The organism is Escherichia albertii (genome assembly GCF_028622335.1).
GTDB classification, from domain to species: Bacteria; Pseudomonadota; Gammaproteobacteria; order Enterobacterales; family Enterobacteriaceae; genus Escherichia; species Escherichia albertii.
The window spans coordinates 1741780-1759922 of the sequence record NZ_CP117568.1 but is presented as its reverse complement, the minus strand read 5'-3'; the positions used below and the strand labels follow the sequence as shown (position 1 = coordinate 1759922).

Here is an 18143-nt window from a genome sequence, read left to right as displayed (position 1 = left end):
AAATAAAATTTAATAATTGAGGTTATATACTGAATACCTGGTATGATTGGAGAGGATTTCTTTGACTACTTGTTATGATAGATATTTTTCAGGAAAGAAGGACGATATGCAAAAGTATGCTATTTACATCATATGATCATCATGTTTATTAGTGGGTATTTAAGTATTGTATATGTAATGGCCCCTTAGCTCAGTGGTTAGAGCAGGCGACTCATAATCGCCTGGCCGCTGGCTCAAGTCCAGCAGGGGCCACCAGACCACGATTAGCTCATCAGGAAGTGCAAATGATAACTGATACAATTGTATAGTACAGAGTTCGGGGCTTGATGATGATTCTGTTTTATTATCTGACAGAGGGAATTAGCGGTATTTCAGAATAGAAAAACGAATGGGTGGTTTCGAATGAGGACTGATGTTTCAGTACATGGCATGCCACTGCAATGTACTCATCCGTCAGTACTCATTCAAAAGCATCAGGAAAAAATGCCCGCTATGCCGAGCGGGCAAATTGCTTACATGTGGAATTAAGTAATTAACGATAAAGCCGTAACATTATCATGTTTTGTATTCATTTATGTAATCGGGTTAATTACCTAATTCACTTGAACTTATTCTCGCATGACAAGTATTACGACTGCCTCTGTCCTGGTCAGCTTCGGGCGTTGTGTGGCTGAAAGAGGATTTTATTCATTTTATGTCGGAGAAATTAATCTTATCCAAAAACTGGGAGGACTCAGCTGGCAAACCATTAATGAGCAAGATGAGTCCATTCGCAGATAAGTTAATGCTGGCATACTGAATATACCAGCATTAATTAGACATGATTATGTGGTCAACCAAAAAATGTTATTAAGCGGCTGAACTCAGAATTAACGCTTTCTTTTGCGTCCCTGAACAGCTTTAAAACGAGGATTAGATTTGCAAATGACATACAGCCGTCCTTTGCGCTTCACAATCTGACAGTCCGGGTGACGTTCTTTTGCTGTACGCAGAGAGTTCAGTACCTTCATTGTGCCCCCTTTTTCGCACCAACAAAACGACCAAAACGCTGGGTAAATCGTGCCACATTTCCTTCTGATGCAACGGTTCTCAGTTTGCCCGTATAGAACGGGTGTGATTTTGAAGAGACATCAATCGTCACGTACGGATACGTTACACCATCCAGTTCAATCTCACGGTCTGTTTTGATGGTAGAGCCAATTTTAAAGTACTCATCAACACTCGTGTCATGGAACACCACGGTACGATATTCAGGATGGATATTCTGTTTCATTTTTGCTTTCCTGTTATGTTATAACATAACTCAGAAGAATACATTCTCATCTATACAATTACAACACTCAATCTTCATGGTCGTCCATGGTATGTGGAATTCCAGCAACTAAATCGAACTGCCGGGGATAAGTGATAATGTTGACGGTTGTTAGTGATGGCACTATTCAGCAGCCAGATTACTGGTTTATGATAGCTTTGCTAAGCGGTATGGCCCCTTCGAGAATGTCGGTTTTTCTGCTTTGCTGGTACGATTATGTATCTTTAGGTAAGCGTTACGGTGCGCGTCCAGTAGCAAAAATGCTGATTCAATTCACAGTCTCTTCCAGAGCCACAACAAATACAGTTTCTTCAAAATTCCTTTCGAAAAAATGCAAACATCCCTCCCTCTGGGATAGTTATTATAAAGGAGGGAGAGTATATATATATTAAATATCACCTAAGCAAACTATTTTGATATTATTAATAGAAATGGAGAAATAAATAGGCGTATTCAACAACTGCAACGAAAACAACGATATTAATCAGTTTGTTACTGATTTTCTGTGTTTTATTCTCTTTCATTGGTATTTCCTCGCTTTAAAAAAGAGCACGCCTCATGAGCGCCTCTTCTATAAATAGCGATTTTGGCCAACCAATTTTTTGAGATGTATCACAAGTTTGAATGGATGTGTTACATCACTTACCACTACTGGGATTCATAAGAATTTATGGGCGATTTTTAAGTAGCTAAAAAAATTAAAATTTTGCATGAACAGGAGATGAATAATCCATAAATTATAAGAATGCTGGAGATATCATCTATAACATTGTCAATTATCATTTGCCAACACCATCAAATAGCCAAAACAATCATCTTTGGGGAGTTTATGGAGCAGGGGGATGGTGGTAATAATGATCATTATGCGTTTAATTTCTGCAGTGAGGTTCCGCAGGGAGTGGCAACAATATAGAAATAATAGCATTACAGCGTGACACATATCCGATTGAATATATATGGCAGTACGGGAAAAGAAACGGGCTTCTCTATGAGGGGATATCGTCAGGAAAGATTACAGGATATATCTGTGATCTCATGTAAGGGCAAAAGGGAGAAGAATTTTTTGACGCTGCGAGCAAGTACAACCTCAGTGAGATGACTATAGTCGCAATCCATCTCCGTCAAAGAGGTTGATTTCCTTATCGCCGGGTTTGGTATTTTTGATTTCAGTATCAGTAAGTTTTTTTGCGAGTTTTGCCATTTGGTTCCCTCAAGTTTTGGACCCTTTCCGTTGGGGCCCAAAAAGGGTGCCATAAGTCGTGGTTCTCAGCAATTCATCACTGGACGACAATAGACGTAAAAAAGCCCGCAGAGCTTGTGCTGGCGGAGTCTGAATTGGTTTTATAACTATTTGTTTTATATGTGCTAATAATCAATTCAATTTTCATTTTGGTCCCATTGTTGGTCCTAAAAGAAAATGTCAGGTTTTTTGCAGGGGAGGGGAGGTTACAGCAGGAGTCTCTTCGTCTGTGAGATTAGCATTTTGCTTTCCTTTAGTCTGCTCTGTATTTAAGCGTTTATTTCACGTTAGTTTTTAGCAAGCCGGTAGAGCGCCTTGCTCGCAGAATATCCACTACGGAAATATACGGGGTTTGTTCTTGCCACGAAAATCCCTTTCGGTCGATACGAACCAGTTCGTACTTTTCGACCAGGAAATTCACCGCATCAGCAAGTGTTATTCCCGCCTCGATATGTTCTTCGATAGCCGCGTCGTCGTGGAATGGCGTGTCGTTGAGTGTGAGGCCGTAATGATGCTCCAGCAGGTATGTTAACAGTTGCTGCCAGACCTGTACGGGCGACAGGCGTGACGAAATTGGCACCGTGGTCGGTACAGATAAAATCTGCATGAGTTGAGTCCTGATAAAAGAATAGAAGCTGTTACTGGCTCGATGTCTGAGGATAAATAACGATGTAAACGTAGCCATGAGAGCCGAGAGTATCCGCCTCGCAGGTAAGTCCGTTATGATGCAACGTGACGCAATGCTGATGGCGTGGATTTAGTTCACCGGTTGTCAGCATCAATTCAAGCTGTTTCATCACTGGCGGAAATGCTTGATCCAGACGTAGCGCCTCCTCCTCATTAAACGCACCGCTAATATCTGCACGGTCCGCCAGAAAATGCAGACGACGGCCTTCCTGCACAAGCCTTGCACCGAAGCACGGCGTCATGTCGCGCTTCAGTCCCCATGAATTTTTCATTTTTCTACTCCTTAATATCAGTTGGTGGTGATGCACATCAGGCGTGTATACGGGCCATGGTTGTCACAATGACGTTCTACATAAACCGCCAGTACACCGGAAATCTCCGCGATATCGTGACCGGTGTAATGACTGGCGCCGCCGTGCCACTGGTGTTTGCCTGTGCAGTAACGAAAGATCCGGGAATCCGGATGCTGTCGCTGAATTGCCATCGCGGCCCTTTTATCGATGATTTTCATGGTTGCCTCATAGCCAGCCACGTTCAGCAAAAGAAAGTACATCACCGATACCAACAATAAGATGGTCCAGCACCCGTACCTCTACTATTGCTAACGCTTTCACCAGATGTTGAGTGATGTGTTGATCCGGTTTACTAGGTTCTGTCTCTCCGGATGGATGGTTATGGGCAAGAATCACAGCGGCAGCGTTATGGCGTAGCGCCAGTTTCACAACTTCATGTGGGTGGACTTCAGTATGGTTAATCGTGCCTGTAAATAGCGTCTCGCATTGCAGAAGACGGTTCTGATTATCAAGATATAAAACAATAAAAACTTCGCGCTCCTGCAAAGCAAGACGTAGTTGTAGCCAGGTTTTCGTGAAGGTTGTGGAATTAAATTGCTCGCCAGGCTGGCGCTGATATTTTTCCAGTAAGCGGAGAGCGCGACGAATGGTGCGTGCTTCAGTTACCGGAAGATCATGAGGAAGATTTATTTCTGACATGACGGGGCCTTAGAGGTAATAGTAAAAGTCGTTTACGAAGCAAGTTGAAGCATATTTTCAGCCATCACCCATAGAGCACGATTAAGCTTTACGTCTCCGTCGATACCTTTGACCGCACGGGGTTGAGCACGCCTACCTTTCGTCGTTCGTCCCGATAGCCCGCCTTTTATCAAGTTCTCCTGAATGCGTTGGTAAGTAGTCCACAGGTCATTGCTCTCATCCTGCCAGCGGCGCGGGGAAAGGATCTGCGATTCCGTCACCGGTTGATGCTCTTCACCAAAGCGATAGGTTAATGCTGCTTTCGCCATCGCCTGCTGTGCTGGTGGCGGTAACAAAAGCGATTGCATGGCATCGCGCTTCTCTTCCACCCGGTCGAATATCCCCAGCACTTCGTAAGCCCCTTCAATGACTTTCTCCACCACATTGCCTTTATGTGGCACACGTACCTCACCAAAACTCTCACCGCAAATCAGCCCATTCTGGCAGACTGCACGAAATAGCCCCGGCAACATCTGGTATGCGCTGGAACCATCATGGCTGTTGAGCAGAATGATTTCCGGCACCTGCTTACCGGTGATTTGCCCTTCACGGCGCAGGCACAGCATGTGTTTCGTGTGCACTCGCTTGCTCTGGTCGCGCACTCGAGTCTGGCAGGCAAAGAATGGCTGAAAGCCTTCACGCTGCAGGTTATCAAGCAGGGTAATGGTCGGGATGTAGGTGTACCGCTCACTGCGTGATTCATGTTTTCCTTCGCTGAATACACTCGGGACATAGTGCGCTAGTTCATCTCGGGTTAATGGACGTTCACGGCGAACGAGATTGACCGCACCAAAGCGGCTTGCTAATCGCATGGAATAACTCCTTATTAATAAAAATAAATCCCTTGTTCATAATTGAGCAAGAGTTGAATGTTTTTAATGATAAAATAACGTTATATTCGGTTGGGTAATATAGGCGTGATTTAAATTCTATCTGATTTTTTATTATCCATTATATGTGATAACTCCAGACTAAAATTTAATGTTCTGGGGTTTTGATTTGCCAGAAATAATGGTTTTCTTCTTTTATTGCCATCTTTGCGATTTGTGGATAGCTAATGGCGTTTGTCTATGTAGGGATCATGTAAGAGTTATTGTTAAGTGATAATAGGTTAGTTATAACAGGACTCATGCTAATTAAATATCATGAAGTAGTTACTTTATGTTGGTAATGTAAATTGAAGGATGTAATCAGTGGTGAGGGTAGATTATGTATTGTGATATAACAGACTTGGTTCCGAAAACTATTCAGTATAAATATATCAAATCCTATGGACCCCTAAATAAATATCAGCTAAAACGGATAGAGCAGACAATTGATAAAGCACTGGGTGAATACCCAAGGGTGATGGCAATAAGGGTGGAGCTTCATATGCCCGTACGCAGGCCGCTCTGCGATATGCTCCTTGCCGATGATTATGCCAGAACAGATGCTGCTGCAATCTCACGGTTCAATGCTTCACTTAATGCGAAGATAAAGCACTATGAGCTTAAACAGAAAAAGGCAGGTAAGCGGGTACGTGAAACTTCATCTCGTATTGTGTGGGCCAGGGAGTTCTGTCCTACGAATAATAAAAAACACTATCACGTTTTGCTTCTACTTAACCGGGATGCTTTTAATAGTCTTGGATCGTTTGAGAGTGATAATGGAATACTGCTTCGTCTTATCCGTGAAGCATGGATGAGCGCTATTAATTTGATTTATCCTAAAAATAAAGAACTGGTACAGATACCTGACAATCCATGCTATTACATAAGTGCAAAAGACGGTAAGCAAAGTGAAGCTTACAGAGAGCTGATATTTCGCTCAAGTTATCTTGCTAAAGAGAAAAGTAAATGTTTTACAGATGGGGAACGAAATTTTGGTTGTAGTATTAAGTGAAGAGGTACGGTGAATTATAAGACTGGTTAAGTAAAGATTTTTTAAATGAATAAAAATATCGATTATATTTCCGAAGGAGCTTGTGAATATCAGGCGTAACTCAGTAAGCCGTGTCTCAGTTATAAATGAAAAGATTGATAAATAATTATTAAAAGTCGTGAGGTTAAATCATTTTCAATTTCTATGCTGCTTGCAGATTGATGTTTTAAACTAATTCAGTCTAATGCAATCTAATTCCACTGAGGTGGCTTCACAGCATAAATTTTAACGTTTAAGTTGCTCTCCTGCTCTTCATTCAAAGGATACACAGGAGATAAACATGAATACGAATCCGATTAGTACGAATTTCTCGAAACTAGTTTTCCCACAACGTTTCGAAGAGGTAACAGAGGCTATACAAACCATAACGCATGCACCGGCAGAGTTGATCACAGGAGTTCAGTTGTCGGTAATGTCGCTCGCCGCTCAGGGTGTGGTTGTGTTTGAACACAGTGATGGAAGAAGAAGCCCTGTGTCTCTTTACAGCATTGTGCTGGCTGAATCAGGGGAGAGGAAAACGGCAGTGTGCAATCTCCTGCAGAAACCGATACAAGACTTTCAGAAAAAGCATCTGAAGACTTATGAGGGGAAAATAAATATCTATGAAGCTGATTTGCAGTCATGGGCTGTCATTAACAAAACTATTACCCGCCAGATTAGGAAAAATCTCGAGAAAGGAGGTGATAGTGTTTCTGAGCAGGAGAAATTGAGAAAGCATTACATTAATAAACCAACCCCCCCAAAGCGACCAAAGCTTTTGTACAGTGATGCGACACCTGAGGCTATTACCCAGGGGTTGGTTGAAAGCATAGGTACGTCAGGTTTAATCTCCGATGAAGGCGGTGTGATTTTTAATGGGCGGGCGATGGGTAATACGCCTCTTTTTAATCAACTCTGGGATGGTGGTGGTGTTGATGTAGAGCGTAAAGGGCATCGACTGAACATTGATGACGCACGGCTAATGACGCTTATTGTTACGCAGAAAAATGAGTTGATTTTATTCAGGAAAAAGCATAGTACTCGTGTCCAGGGGAATGGTTTTTTTGCCCGCTGTCTGTGGTCTGGAACTACATCAACGCAGGGTATAAGAACTCATCAATCTGATGTACAGGTGGATACCAGCGTTCTGGATAAATTTAACAAGCGAGTTGAGGAGTTACTTGAACAAACGCTCGCCGGAACAACACATTATGTTATGCATTTTTCTGCTGACGCGAGATTCGCTTTGCACAGTATCAAAATGAAATTGAGCGAAGAATATTAGCAGAGAAAGGAAAGCATGATGCATTGCCGGGAATTTTATCAAAGCTTCCTGAGAATGCGGTAAGGCTGGCTGCATTGATGCACTTTTTTTATGAATTTGAGGGTGATGAGATTAATGTTGAAACACTAAACTATGTTTTTCTGATTATGGAATATTATTACCAACAAGCAGTAAATATATTGACTGCCAGCCTGAGTTCCGATGAAGAGGATGCCAAAAGGCTCTGGGAGTGGTTGATGACAGGTCCTTTCAGGAATAATACCTCTGTCGCGAAGTCACACATAAGACGTTATGCTCCTTACCAGCTTCGTGATGTGGTCCGTTTTAAAAGAGCGTTAAGATATCTTGAGGATGCTGCTCTGGTATCTATAAATAAATACAAAAATAGCAACGGTACGGTCAGCCAAATGGTGGATATCAATCGTTAATGTAAGGTTTGCACAACTCCCCCTCTGCTTTCACTGCTCCGGGGAGCAGTGAAAGCAGAAGGTATTGCCAGAAAAATTATTCTAATGAAAAGCAAATTTAGTTCCTGCATCCAAAAAAACAGACGACAACAGTGTAAACCTTACGGTTAACATTTTAACCCAGGCCTGACGACTGTCAGGTTCGTGCTGATGCTTTTTATTTTCTGTGAAGCAGAATGCTTTGCTGAATGACATTTTGAGTTTCTGTATGACAGGAGTGATTGATGATTAGGTGCCACCTGAACAGACTGATGGGTGAACGCAGATTAAAGGTTGCCGATGTGGTACGCGATACCGGTCTTCCCCGTAGTACTGTCACAGCGCTCTGGAAAGATAACGCCACCCGGATTGAGCTGCCAGTGCTAAGCATTCTCTGTCATTATTTTAATTGTGATGTCAGTGAGTTACTGGAGTTTACTTCTGATGAAAATCACGTTGAATTATCTCATCCAGGAAAGGGTCTAAATAATTTTTCACATCGTGTCTGGTTTATGCGTAAATAAGACAAAATCATTATTGTGCTGTATTTTAATGTTAATGGTTTTGTCATTATTAATTTTAGGTTTGTTGCTTTTTACCAAAACTTTGTTTATTCATTGCTACCATTTTAAATAATTACAAGCAGCAGTGTCTGCTCTATATGAACAGTTTATTTTAGCTGCTTCGTAGCCGATTAAACCTATAATGGGGTTATTGTTCTCATTGTTGTTGTAAATATCTTTTAGAAGGTTATCTCCTTGTTGGCTAGCCCAGCTCTGAGATCCATTATTAAAATCAAAATAATATTTTGCTGAGAGCAGTTGGACTGATTGCTCTGTCTCTGGTAAAACGCTCCAGATAATAACTTGCTTAACTTTGATGGTTTCATTTTCAGCCAGTTTTTTAGCAGCACTTAAACCTTCTTTCAATTTTGAATTGTCTGCTTCTTTCTTAAAGCAATAAGGATCACTTCCATTGGCGACACAGGCCTCATTGTATTGGTCTATAGAGCGCTTTGCGCTTTCTATCAAACTGGAGTAGCCATTAGCAAACCGAGTCATTTCCCTTTTCCAGATACTATTAGTTGCAGATGCCGACATATCACACGTATAAGTAACAGTCTGGCGTCCTTGCTCATCGGCTCCATCTTCCCATTTAAACGATTCACATCGCTGGCGATGCTCTAATGCAGTCCCCAGGGTTCTGGTTGAGTCTATATTTGATAATACCTGTGATTTTATAATTTCCTGATTGTCTGAAGCGGATACATTATCACAGCCAGCAAGAATAAATATTGAGCAGCTGATAAACAATCCAGTAAGGACTTTTCTTTTAGACATGAGTGATTCCTTTTGAAGTTTTGGTAAATTACGTGGCCTTGACTAAATCAGGCCTGATAAGATGGTTAATCTGGTTTTAATGAATGAAGGGCATATGTTCGATGCCTGCATAAAGTAAATTGCTCCTGGCATTGATCGTATTGGTCAGACAGGCGTGACTTTCAATTTCTTTACCCATAGGGTTCATGACACTGATATGAGCATCAGGCTGACCTTTGTACTCTTCATAAGTGATAGCCATAGCGCCTTCTATATTCTCTCCAGTTCCTCGCAATACAAAGACTCTATTGTCAGTAACATCATTTGCTGTGATGGACTGCTGTGTTTCACCTGAATTTGTGTCCATTTTGATGACTACGCTGCCTTTATCAGAACTTTTATCCTGTGGTTTATAGGTAATATATACGGTATCTTTTTTATGACTCAGTGTCATAACCCCACCAGTATCAAGTGTACATTTAAGATCCCAGTTTTCCTGACCAGCCTGCGAAGAACTGCTTAATAACATTATTAAATATAAAGATGTTTTTATTTTTACAATATTCATATAGCCTACTGATTAAGTGAGTAGATTATTCTTAATTGATGAAGTTGCTCCTCTTTTACTACTATTTATTTGATGAATAATATTTTTTATATGAACGATGATTAGCCGAGTTCATTACATCATGGATATAAGGAACATGAGGTAAGGATGAGATGAACCGCTCACCCGCAGTGAGATGGCAGATGTCATCTCTGCGCACAAAACTCTCTGTGGTTAACTTCACCTGGTTGATGCTGGCTACTGGAATAACCCTGATTATTTCGGCCTGACAGGCAACTAAATACCAATTTCCCTCCGTGTGAATAAGACGATAAGGTTCAAAGACCGTGTGAGAATCATTGCCAGTCAGCAAATAAATACAGTTTTGTTGACAGATCGCCTGTATCAGTCGCTGAAAACATTCTGATGACACAACCGAGTCAGAATGCGATGAAGGCCAGATAAGGCAGGGTGAATATGACGTTTCACCCGTGAGGTAATGCATCAACCTGCGATCAGGTGACGGAAACAATTGAGTGATTCCGGTGTTGCGCATAAACGCCAGAACATCTAACGAACTGTCTGTAAAGCGTTTCCCGTCAAGTCGCCAGCGCCCATTCTCACTAACGATATTAAGGTGGAGTAATCGCTGGTGGAAATCTCGCTGTAGCGTTCGTTCAGATACTCCAAACTCTTCTGCCAGGGTTTTTAGGTCAAGAGACTCTCCTGACAGTAACCGGCTGATAATCTGTGTCAGCCTGATGGCAAACCGGTCATAACGAGTCGATGTAGTGTTCATCAGAAAAATGTCCATGGATAACTTACTGTTTTTAATGATGTTATTATGAAGCATGAGCACGACAGGATATGTCGTAGTAACGGGAGGAATAGAGAAAAAACGTCCAGACAAATAACTAAGTAATATCCTGATTAACAATAACTATTTTTTTCAGAGACAGAACTGAAGCAGGTCGCGACATATCCTGTCGCTGAAATTCATAATTTTCAGGAGGCTTAACTCAGTGGGTAGATGTATTAGAAAAACCAGTGCCATATTGCGGTAGCTGCATTCTCCAGCCCTTCTCTGAGCACTCCCAGCCCGTTGCGTATCACGTTGGGGAGAGGTATGGCCTCCAGAATCCTGCTCAATAATTCTCCCAACAAATCCGCGAAATCCTTTCGGGCCTTCGTCTCCGATTCTTTGGTGCGATGTTCTTTCCTGATCTGGCGAAAGACGCCGCTGGTAGCCTCTGGTGGCAGGGCAAAAATTATTGTTTCAACTATACGAGACATGTTGTAACCGGTTTTTGCTGAAACAGCATGCACCGGGTAAGGGGTAAAGAACTGGCGGGAAACGGCAGCACTTCTCGCTGTGAGCGTCATGAGTTGCTCCACTGAAGGAGATCCTTTTTCACGATCCCATTCCAGTGATGGCTCGGCTTTGTCAGCCTGGTTGATAACAAAAACAATGCTGTCTGTCGATACGCCACAATCCAGTAGAAAACGGTGGAACTCTTCGTCTGTGGTACAGGCTCGGTCATCGGCTTTCATCACCCAGAGAATGAGATCCAGCTTCGGTAACTGTTCCTGGTACATCTGGCGATATATCTCATCATGCTTCAGCGATTCACCTGCGCCCGGCAGATCGACCAGCGTCAGGCTGCGTCCTCCTGCGTTCAGGGTAAAATGCAAAGGTTTACGTGTGCAGCCTTCTGCATGGCTGACTGGGCTGAGAGGATGTTCAAAAAGGGCATTGCAAAGCGAGGATTTTCCGGCACCTGTTTTTCCCATGATGCCAATCACGGGTTCGTAATGAATACTCTGGCGTATATGCTCCAGAACCAAATCGGAGATATGTTCAGGAAGAATGGATAAAGGTTGCTTCAGGACATTAATGCCCCGTTCAAAGGAATCAGACATGTAGCCTCCAGAATGAAAAAAATTCGATACAGCAACTTCGCTGCAATGTATTCATTGCGGTAATACAGGTCTGTTTTTTTTTGCATTCGAATTACGGGAGAGGAATGTGGTTTTGTTGAGCAAACCGGGGACATTGCCCATAAGCGCTAACTTAAGGGTTGAACCATCTGAAGAACGCGACGCCTCGGTGCCTCGTTAAGACGATGCCTCGCGTTCTTCAATTGCGTTTTGTAGGCTGTCAGGGATACTGCCCCACGAATGGCCACCTGTAAGCTCCAGATGACCATTTTTGTTATTCTCCACAACGAGTTAGTTCTTCTTTTCGGATCCGGCACTTCTGGGGGGAAAATCCAGCGATGGCTGGATTATGTCGTCAATTAAAAATGCGGCGAGTAGATTAGCAAATATCCACGCTTTCGCGAGTTCAGGTTCCTTTGCACGCAAAGCATCCAGGTGCAGCAAACTTTTGAGCCGCTTAAAAGCCAGTTCAATTTGCCATCGCAGACGGTAACAATCAGCCACTTGCTCTGCTGAATATTCATCTTCCGATAATGATGTTAGCAATAGCACATGGCCCGCTGCTTCCAGCGTTTCCGCCTGAACTACTCGTCCTTTTCGACGATTCTCGCTGAGCAGTCGGGTTTTACTGATTAATGCTTTTTCGGGAGGAAGTGATACGGCAATGAGACGTGCCGGAAAGGGAGCTCCGGCTTTTTTATTACCTGAATTGCCTGTCATTACAGTGGTTTCACCGTTCTTACCGCAATCCAGCCCGCGCAGAAAACCCATCATGTCAAAGCGCATTCCTTCTGCAGTTAACCAGCGCAACCCTCGCCAGTGAACCCGGACGATATAATCAGCTTCTCCAAAAGCAAGTGAGCGGATACATTCGGGACGCGAATCGAATCCCCGGTCAGCAATGCGTATCTCGTCTGCCGTTTGCGCAAATCGATCCAGCCGTTCAGCGTCTCTGCTGTCGGTTAGCTCAAAATCAGTGAACTGACAGGTATGAGGATCATATCCCATATGTAGTCGCCATTCAGCGCTGCCGCCCCCGGGCGCGCTGATTGCTGTTCCATCGACAAGACGCAATCTCTTTCCGCTTGTACAACCCGTAACTGCGGCGCGTACAGCAAGTGTTTGTGCGGCAAGTATACCAAACCAGTCGGCGGCATTCCGCAGCCGTTTCAGGAGAGCCACGTCAGATAATGTTGCAACGTCATGGAGCTGAGCCCATGCAGTGACTTCACGTAATGACATCCCCCCGGGGCCGTAAGCCAGCCCCAGACGTAGCAGAGTTGCAGCATCACGAATTTCGCGGCGGCGGGTTAGAGCTCCGGCATTACGTGCCGAAGTATCCAGTTCTTCGGGCTTACCAATATGGGCCAGAATTGCTGACCAGTTATTGTGAGAGTAATTCATCGGCACGTTAAATCATATCAGGCGTAATACCACAACCCTTAAGTTAGCGCTTATGGGACATTGCCCCGGTTCGCTGATACGGTGAAATGATATCTAGCGTCGCATTACCCATTCGTTCAGTTCTGACTCCAGCCAGCCAACGGATTGCCTTCCCAGTTGTCGTTGTTTTGGAAATGTTTCATCGTAGCGTGGCGATTTTGGATTAAGCCAGTCGTATATGGTTGAGCGTGAAATTCCCATTTTTTTCATGACATCTTTTAGCCTCAGGATCCTCGGTGAATCAGGAATGTTTGCGTAACTGGAGGTATTTGAGGAGAGGTGGTTTTGTAACATCTAGGCTTCCTTAGTATGTGTTTGTTCGGGTGGGTCCATATTGCCAACCACGCTGGGGCTGTCATACACTGAAAGTAACATTAAAATAAAATCACTTTAGGGATTTACTTTTCATGAAGGATGTGGGTGCGAATTTTTTTGATGATTTCTATCTGCAAGTTTGTACCGCTTGTGAGGACAAACTTTTTGAGCTGGAATGGAAACTTGAAGTCGAAAAAAAGGAGAGCAACCAGGATGTTCTGTGCACTTACAGGCAAAGAGCCTATGATAAAATTGAACAATTTAAAATTATTGAGTATTCAAAAATACAATGCCAATATTTTGTAGATATGACTAATAGCGACAATATACGCTACTCACAAGATTTTATAAATGTTGATGGAATAATGGTTGAGAAACCTTTTATTTATAAGAAAACATATGCAGAATATCGGATTGAAATTCGAGACAAAATGGACGGGTATAAACTGACAGGATTAGCAAGACTATATGATGCACATTATGAATATATATATCTATCTATAGCTTTAGAAGATTTTTACTGGGCGCAGTTCCAATATTCATTGGGCAATAAAAAAGAAAGTTGTAAGTTTCTTCTTGATGCTTATTCTTATATGAATATCTGTATTTCGCGAGATGATAACCGAGAATCACCGAGTTTTCATCGATTAAGAAGTGGTTTTGATAAAGTATGCAGAAGAGCGCGCTCAAGCGCTGGAGGGAAAAATAAACTTGCAGAACTTGAATATATTAAAGATACAGTTGTTATCTTACTTGCGGATATTCCTTCACATAGCGACTGGAAAAATAAACGTCAACTTCTTGAATATTTAATGCCCTATATTTGTAATAATGATAAAAAGGTCAATCCAGATAAATGGATAAATGATACAGGCGATAGAGAGGAAACTATCCGCCGCAGACTTAATAAATGGTTTACAGGTGATCTAAAAGTAGAGATTGATAAAGTCCTAAAGAACAATACTAACAATTAATATTTTTATGGTTTTGATATTGTTATGTCTATCAGGAGGGCTACTATACGATCAGTCTTGATGGGTTTTGAAGTTACATCGCTATGAAAATACCCACGTAAATCTATTTGAAAACCAATCATTGTTAATGTGACTATTGTTACGAGGACTGTTGTAATTGTGTCTACACGAGAAGTTGAATGAAATTTATAGGTTTGACGTAGCCTTAGTGGTAGTCGAAAATAATTATGTAAATAGGCCTGCATTTTGCAAGAAGGCCCAATTTACGTCAGGGGTAAATTATATATCCCATAATCGCGCAGATTAACCGGTAATCACTCACGTAGAAGATTTCTGGATTCTCAGTGCTTTGTTCACCGATAAAGAAGACTTGAGCTCTCTCTTTAGCTTTTTTATTTACTGCTTCTTTTGCTTCTTCCTGCACAGTTTCAAGCTCATTCAAAAGCATAGTCTTTTTGGCTTTTGACCAGTCTCCCCACTCAATGTGTAGTTTATAGCTACGCGAGGGCTTAAACTTACCAGATTCGTCTTTTGCCCATTCTCCCGAGAGCGGAATGACAATTCGGTTTTCGTCTTGCTCAAATTTCTGGTAAGCGTAAACTGACCGCCGTATGTAGCCATCAGACGAGAATTGGTAACTTAGACGCCCATCTGATATAGACGGACATCTAAGTATGGAATTACAGGACTGGCGAAAAGAACCTCGTAAAAACTATTCGAATGAATTCAAACTTCGTATGGTGGAACTGGCATCACAACCTGGAGCTTGTGTTGCACAGATTGCACGTGAAAATGGCGTCAATGATAATGTTATTTTCAAATGGCTCAGGCTCTGGCAGAACGAAGGGCGTGTTTCGCGGCGTCTTCCGGTAACGACCTCTTCTGACACTGGCGTTGAATTATTACCTGTAGAAATAACGCCGGATGAGCAGAAAGAACCTGTGGCGGCCATTGCGCCGTCTTTATCCACTTCCACTCAGACCAGAGTCAGTGCCAGTTCCTGCAAGGTGGAATTCCGTCACGGTAACATGACGCTGGAAAATCCATCGCCAGAGCTGCTCACGGTGTTGATCCGTGAACTGACCGGGAGGGGAAGATGATCTCACTCCCATCAGGTACCCGTATCTGGCTCGTTGCCGGCGTTACCGATATGCGTAAATCCTTCAACGGACTGGGAGAACAGGTACAACATGTGCTGAATGATAATCCCTTCTCCGGTCACCTGTTTATCTTCCGTGGCCGACGGGGTGACACCGTTAAAATTCTTTGGGCTGATGCTGATGGTCTGTGCCTGTTCACCAAACGCCTGGAGGAAGGCCAGTTTATCTGGCCTGCGGTACGTGACGGCAAGGTATCCATTACCCGCTCGCAACTGGCAATGCTCCTCGATAAGCTGGACTGGCGTCAGCCAAAAACATCCCGCCTTAACGCACTGACAATGTTGTAAAAAACGCCTGGCCGCATTATAAAAACGGCCATGAGTCAGAAATACCTCATTCGCATTGCAGAACTGGAAAGCCAGCTCCGTCAGAAAGACCAGCAACTGAGTCTGGTTGAAGAGACGGAGGCCTTCCTGCGCTCTGCACTGGCACGTGCCGAAGAAAAGATCGAAGAAGATGAACGGGAAATAGAACATCTGCGGGCTCAGATAGAAAAACTGCGCCGGATGCTGTTCGGTACCCGTTCTGAAAAACTGCGTCGTGAAGTTGAACTGGCTGAGGCTCTGCTGAAACAACGTGAACAGGACAGCGATCGTTACAGTGGGCGGGAAGACGATCCTCAGGTTCCCCGCCAGTTGCGACAGTCGCGCCATCGTCGTCCGTTACCGGCACACCTTCCCCGTGAAATACACCGCCTGGAGCCAGAAGAAAGCTGTTGCCCGGAGTGTGGCGGTGAGCTGGATTATCTGGGGGAAGTCAGCGCTGAACAGCTGGAACTGGTGAGCAGTGCCCTGAAAGTGATCCGCACAGAACGGGTAAAAAAAGCCTGTACAAAATGTGACTGTATTGTTGAAGCACCGGCGCCGTCCCGCCCGATAGAGCGTGGTATCGCGGGCCCCGGATTACTTGCCCGCGTGTTAACGGGAAAATACTGCGAACATCTGCCACTGTATCGTCAGAGTGAAATCTTTGCCCGCCAGGGTGTCGAACTGAGCCGGGCCTTACTCTCCAACTGGGTTGACGCGTGCTGCCAGTTAATGACACCGGTGAATGATGCCCTGTACCGTTATGTAATGAATACCCGCAAGGTTCACACTGATGACACACCGGTAAAGGTACTGGCACCGGGTCAGAAAAAGGCGAAAACAGGGCGTATCTGGACGTATGTCCGGGATGATCGCAATGTGGGTTCGTCATCTCCTCCAGCGGTCTGGTTCGCGTACTCGCCGAACCGGCAGGGAAAACACCCGGAGCAACACCTTCGCCCCTTCCGGGGTATCCTGCAGGCGGATGCGTTCACAGGTTACGACAGGTTGTTCAGTGCAGAACGTGAAGGTGGTGCACTGACAGAAGTTGCGTGCTGGGCCCATGCCCGGCGAAAAATCCACGATGTATACATCAGCAGCAAAAGTGCGACGGCAGAAGAAGCCCTGAAGCGAATCAGTGAACTGTACGCCATCGAGGATGAAATACGGGGATTACCAGAGTCAGAGCGTCTTGCAGCCAGGCAGCAGCGAAGCAAAGCGTTACTGACGTCGCTGCATGAATGGATGGTGGAGAAGAATGGCACGCTGTCGAAAAAATCCAGACTGGGCGAAGCGTTCAGCTATGTACTGAATCAGTGGGACGCCCTCTGTTATTACAGTGATGATGGTTTGGCAGAAGCGGACAATAACACAGCGGAAAGAGCGCTTCGTGCAGTCTGTCTCGGAAAGAAAAATTACGTGTTCTTCGGTAGCGATCACGGCGGCGAGCGTGGAGCACTGCTGTACGGGCTGATCGGCACCTGCCGTCTGAACGGTATCGATCCGGAAGCGTATCTGCGCCATATTCTGAGCGTACTGCCGGAATGGCCCTCCAACCGTGTTGACGAACTCCTGCCATGGAACGTAGTACTCACCAATAAATAAGCGTCAATACGGTGCTCCGTTGACGCTTACAATTTCTGCCATAACAACTGCGAATAAAAAACTCGGCGCTCAGGGTAGGGTTGAACCGGATCTTTAAGTTTTTTAAACACGGTCATGTAATTATCGGCATCTATACCTGGGATATTTAGTGACATACCACGGTCACATGGGAAGCGAATAAATGCCCTACAAATCTGACGAATAGCATTAACCGGGCGGCGGGATTGCCGCGCTGGAGCATTTCCCCCGCTGGATGCTGACGATGTAGAACGTATTGGATTGGTGTTGTTGTCGCTACCAGTAGTGCCAGGATCAACAACGGGTCGTTGTTCAATCAATTTTAACCCTGCGGGCATCAAACCCGGTGCGCTGTCTAGCATGTTGCGGACGCTTTTTTTCTGTCCCTGCTTAACCACTGTGCTTTCAGCATCAGCATCGCAGTTGATATGCTCTTTTCCAGGCATTTTATTAAACGAAGGTCTTTTCTTACTTCCTTTTTGCCAAGCAGAAGGATACATCTCAATCCCACATCCCCAGCATACGTAACCGTTCGTATCTACAACATCAAGTAACCAAAGATCTTCTGCCTCAATAATCTCACTGGTATATTTATCACGTGCAGATTCCATGATTTCTC

At 44.0% G+C, this 18143-nt stretch carries 23 protein-coding genes, 1 tRNA gene and 2 pseudogenes; 9 read left to right on the top strand and 17 right to left on the bottom strand.

Going from position 1 to position 18143, the window contains the following annotated elements:
• Positions 1 to 179: 179 nt before the first annotated feature.
• Positions 180 to 255, top strand: a tRNA-Ile gene (locus tag PS053_RS08555).
• Positions 256 to 869: 614 nt separating this feature from the next.
• On the opposite strand, the gene ykgO is transcribed toward PS053_RS08555, so the two are convergent.
• Positions 870 to 1010 (bottom strand): type B 50S ribosomal protein L36, encoded by a 141-nt coding sequence (ykgO, locus tag PS053_RS08550; RefSeq protein ID WP_000866440.1) that lies wholly within the window; start codon positions 1008 to 1010, stop codon positions 870 to 872.
• Positions 1007 to 1273: a type B 50S ribosomal protein L31 gene (locus PS053_RS08545; RefSeq protein ID WP_000812362.1), complete on the bottom strand. Its 267-nt coding sequence runs from the start codon at positions 1271 to 1273 to the stop codon at positions 1007 to 1009. Before PS053_RS08545 ends, ykgO begins: the two co-directional genes overlap by 4 nt.
• Positions 1274 to 1410: 137 nt before the next feature.
• Here PS053_RS08545 and PS053_RS08540 point away from each other — a divergent pair, with 137 nt between their 5' ends.
• Complete coding sequence (locus tag PS053_RS08540) at positions 1411 to 1704, top strand: hypothetical protein (RefSeq protein WP_125282434.1); 294 nt, start codon at positions 1411 to 1413, stop codon at positions 1702 to 1704.
• A gap of 30 nt (positions 1705 to 1734) precedes the next feature.
• Here the strand turns inward: PS053_RS08540 and ykgR are convergent, their stop codons facing one another.
• From ykgR to PS053_RS08505, 7 genes and pseudogenes are all read right to left on the bottom strand, one after another.
• The gene (ykgR, locus tag PS053_RS08535; RefSeq protein ID WP_256879387.1) at positions 1735 to 1836 is read right to left on the bottom strand and encodes a small membrane protein YkgR; all 102 of its coding nucleotides are present in this window, start codon (positions 1834 to 1836) and stop codon (positions 1735 to 1737) included.
• 578 nt (positions 1837 to 2414) lie between these two features.
• Positions 2415 to 2513, bottom strand: a pseudogene (locus tag PS053_RS08530) (integrase arm-type DNA-binding domain-containing protein); the annotation flags it as partial.
• Between the two features lie 316 nt (positions 2514 to 2829).
• Positions 2830 to 3159: a TA system toxin CbtA family protein gene (locus PS053_RS08525; RefSeq protein ID WP_306294512.1), complete on the bottom strand. Its 330-nt coding sequence runs from the start codon at positions 3157 to 3159 to the stop codon at positions 2830 to 2832.
• A gap of 31 nt (positions 3160 to 3190) precedes the next feature.
• A complete protein-coding gene (locus PS053_RS08520) occupies positions 3191 to 3511 on the bottom strand; it encodes a type IV toxin-antitoxin system YeeU family antitoxin (protein ID WP_256879388.1) in 321 nt (106 codons plus the stop codon).
• A gap of 17 nt (positions 3512 to 3528) precedes the next feature.
• Positions 3529 to 3750, bottom strand: a complete 222-nt coding sequence (locus PS053_RS08515; protein WP_256879389.1) for a DUF987 family protein — start codon at positions 3748 to 3750, stop codon at positions 3529 to 3531.
• Between the two features lie 7 nt (positions 3751 to 3757).
• Complete coding sequence (gene radC, locus PS053_RS08510) at positions 3758 to 4231, bottom strand: RadC family protein (RefSeq protein ID WP_256879390.1); 474 nt, start codon at positions 4229 to 4231, stop codon at positions 3758 to 3760.
• A gap of 32 nt (positions 4232 to 4263) precedes the next feature.
• Complete coding sequence (locus tag PS053_RS08505) at positions 4264 to 5082, bottom strand: DUF932 domain-containing protein (protein ID WP_256879391.1); 819 nt, start codon at positions 5080 to 5082, stop codon at positions 4264 to 4266.
• Between the two features lie 397 nt (positions 5083 to 5479).
• On the opposite strand from PS053_RS08505, the gene PS053_RS08500 reads away from it, so the two are divergent.
• The 3 genes and pseudogenes from PS053_RS08500 (at position 5480) to PS053_RS08485 (ending at position 8424) form a co-directional block, all read left to right on the top strand.
• Positions 5480 to 6151 (top strand): inovirus Gp2 family protein, encoded by a 672-nt coding sequence (locus PS053_RS08500; protein ID WP_256879392.1) that lies wholly within the window; start codon positions 5480 to 5482, stop codon positions 6149 to 6151.
• Between the two features lie 319 nt (positions 6152 to 6470).
• Positions 6471 to 7882: pseudogene (locus PS053_RS08495) on the top strand (YfjI family protein).
• A gap of 263 nt (positions 7883 to 8145) precedes the next feature.
• Entirely contained in the window at positions 8146 to 8424 is a 279-nt protein-coding gene (locus PS053_RS08485) for a helix-turn-helix domain-containing protein (protein ID WP_256879393.1), read from the top strand.
• Between the two features lie 96 nt (positions 8425 to 8520).
• On the opposite strand, the gene PS053_RS08480 is transcribed toward PS053_RS08485, so the two are convergent.
• The 6 genes from PS053_RS08480 to PS053_RS08455 all read right to left on the bottom strand — a co-directional run bounded on the left by PS053_RS08480 (position 8521) and on the right by PS053_RS08455 (position 13441).
• Positions 8521 to 9240, bottom strand: a complete 720-nt coding sequence (locus PS053_RS08480) for a hypothetical protein (RefSeq protein ID WP_256879394.1) — start codon at positions 9238 to 9240, stop codon at positions 8521 to 8523.
• Positions 9241 to 9316: 76 nt separating this feature from the next.
• Entirely contained in the window at positions 9317 to 9787 is a 471-nt protein-coding gene (locus PS053_RS08475; protein WP_256879395.1) for a hypothetical protein, read from the bottom strand.
• A 61-nt stretch (positions 9788 to 9848) separates the two neighbouring features.
• Entirely contained in the window at positions 9849 to 10565 is a 717-nt protein-coding gene (locus tag PS053_RS08470; protein WP_256879396.1) for a helix-turn-helix transcriptional regulator, read from the bottom strand.
• Positions 10566 to 10801: 236 nt separating this feature from the next.
• Entirely contained in the window at positions 10802 to 11686 is an 885-nt protein-coding gene (locus PS053_RS08465; protein WP_256879397.1) for a GTPase family protein, read from the bottom strand.
• 309 nt (positions 11687 to 11995) lie between these two features.
• The gene (locus tag PS053_RS08460; protein WP_256879398.1) at positions 11996 to 13108 is read right to left on the bottom strand and encodes an IS4-like element IS421 family transposase; all 1113 of its coding nucleotides are present in this window, start codon (positions 13106 to 13108) and stop codon (positions 11996 to 11998) included.
• A gap of 93 nt (positions 13109 to 13201) precedes the next feature.
• Positions 13202 to 13441 (bottom strand): helix-turn-helix transcriptional regulator, encoded by a 240-nt coding sequence (locus PS053_RS08455; RefSeq protein ID WP_072011107.1) that lies wholly within the window; start codon positions 13439 to 13441, stop codon positions 13202 to 13204.
• A 113-nt stretch (positions 13442 to 13554) separates the two neighbouring features.
• On the opposite strand from PS053_RS08455, the gene PS053_RS08450 reads away from it, so the two are divergent.
• On the top strand, positions 13555 to 14436 hold the full coding sequence (locus tag PS053_RS08450) for a hypothetical protein (protein WP_256879399.1): 882 nt from the start codon (positions 13555 to 13557) through the stop codon (positions 14434 to 14436).
• Between the two features lie 268 nt (positions 14437 to 14704).
• On the opposite strand, the gene PS053_RS08445 is transcribed toward PS053_RS08450, so the two are convergent.
• Positions 14705 to 14884, bottom strand: coding sequence for a hypothetical protein (locus PS053_RS08445; protein WP_000925811.1), 180 nt, complete (start codon positions 14882 to 14884; stop codon positions 14705 to 14707).
• 226 nt (positions 14885 to 15110) lie between these two features.
• Here PS053_RS08445 and tnpA point away from each other — a divergent pair, with 226 nt between their 5' ends.
• Genes tnpA through tnpC form a run of 3 tightly spaced genes read left to right on the top strand, consistent with a single transcriptional unit; the run spans position 15111 to position 17506 of the window.
• Positions 15111 to 15536 (top strand): IS66-like element accessory protein TnpA, encoded by a 426-nt coding sequence (gene tnpA / locus PS053_RS08440; protein WP_000422741.1) that lies wholly within the window; start codon positions 15111 to 15113, stop codon positions 15534 to 15536.
• Complete coding sequence (gene tnpB / locus PS053_RS08435; RefSeq protein WP_000624718.1) at positions 15533 to 15883, top strand: IS66 family insertion sequence element accessory protein TnpB; 351 nt, start codon at positions 15533 to 15535, stop codon at positions 15881 to 15883. The genes tnpA and tnpB overlap by 4 nt, the downstream gene beginning before the upstream one ends.
• 30 nt (positions 15884 to 15913) lie before the next feature.
• Positions 15914 to 17506: an IS66 family transposase gene (tnpC, locus tag PS053_RS08430; RefSeq protein ID WP_048237919.1), complete on the top strand. Its 1593-nt coding sequence runs from the start codon at positions 15914 to 15916 to the stop codon at positions 17504 to 17506.
• Between the two features lie 26 nt (positions 17507 to 17532).
• On the opposite strand, the gene PS053_RS08425 is transcribed toward tnpC, so the two are convergent.
• Positions 17533 to 18135, bottom strand: coding sequence for a hypothetical protein (locus tag PS053_RS08425; protein ID WP_273774863.1), 603 nt, complete (start codon positions 18133 to 18135; stop codon positions 17533 to 17535).
• Between the last annotated feature and the right edge of the window lie 8 nt (positions 18136 to 18143).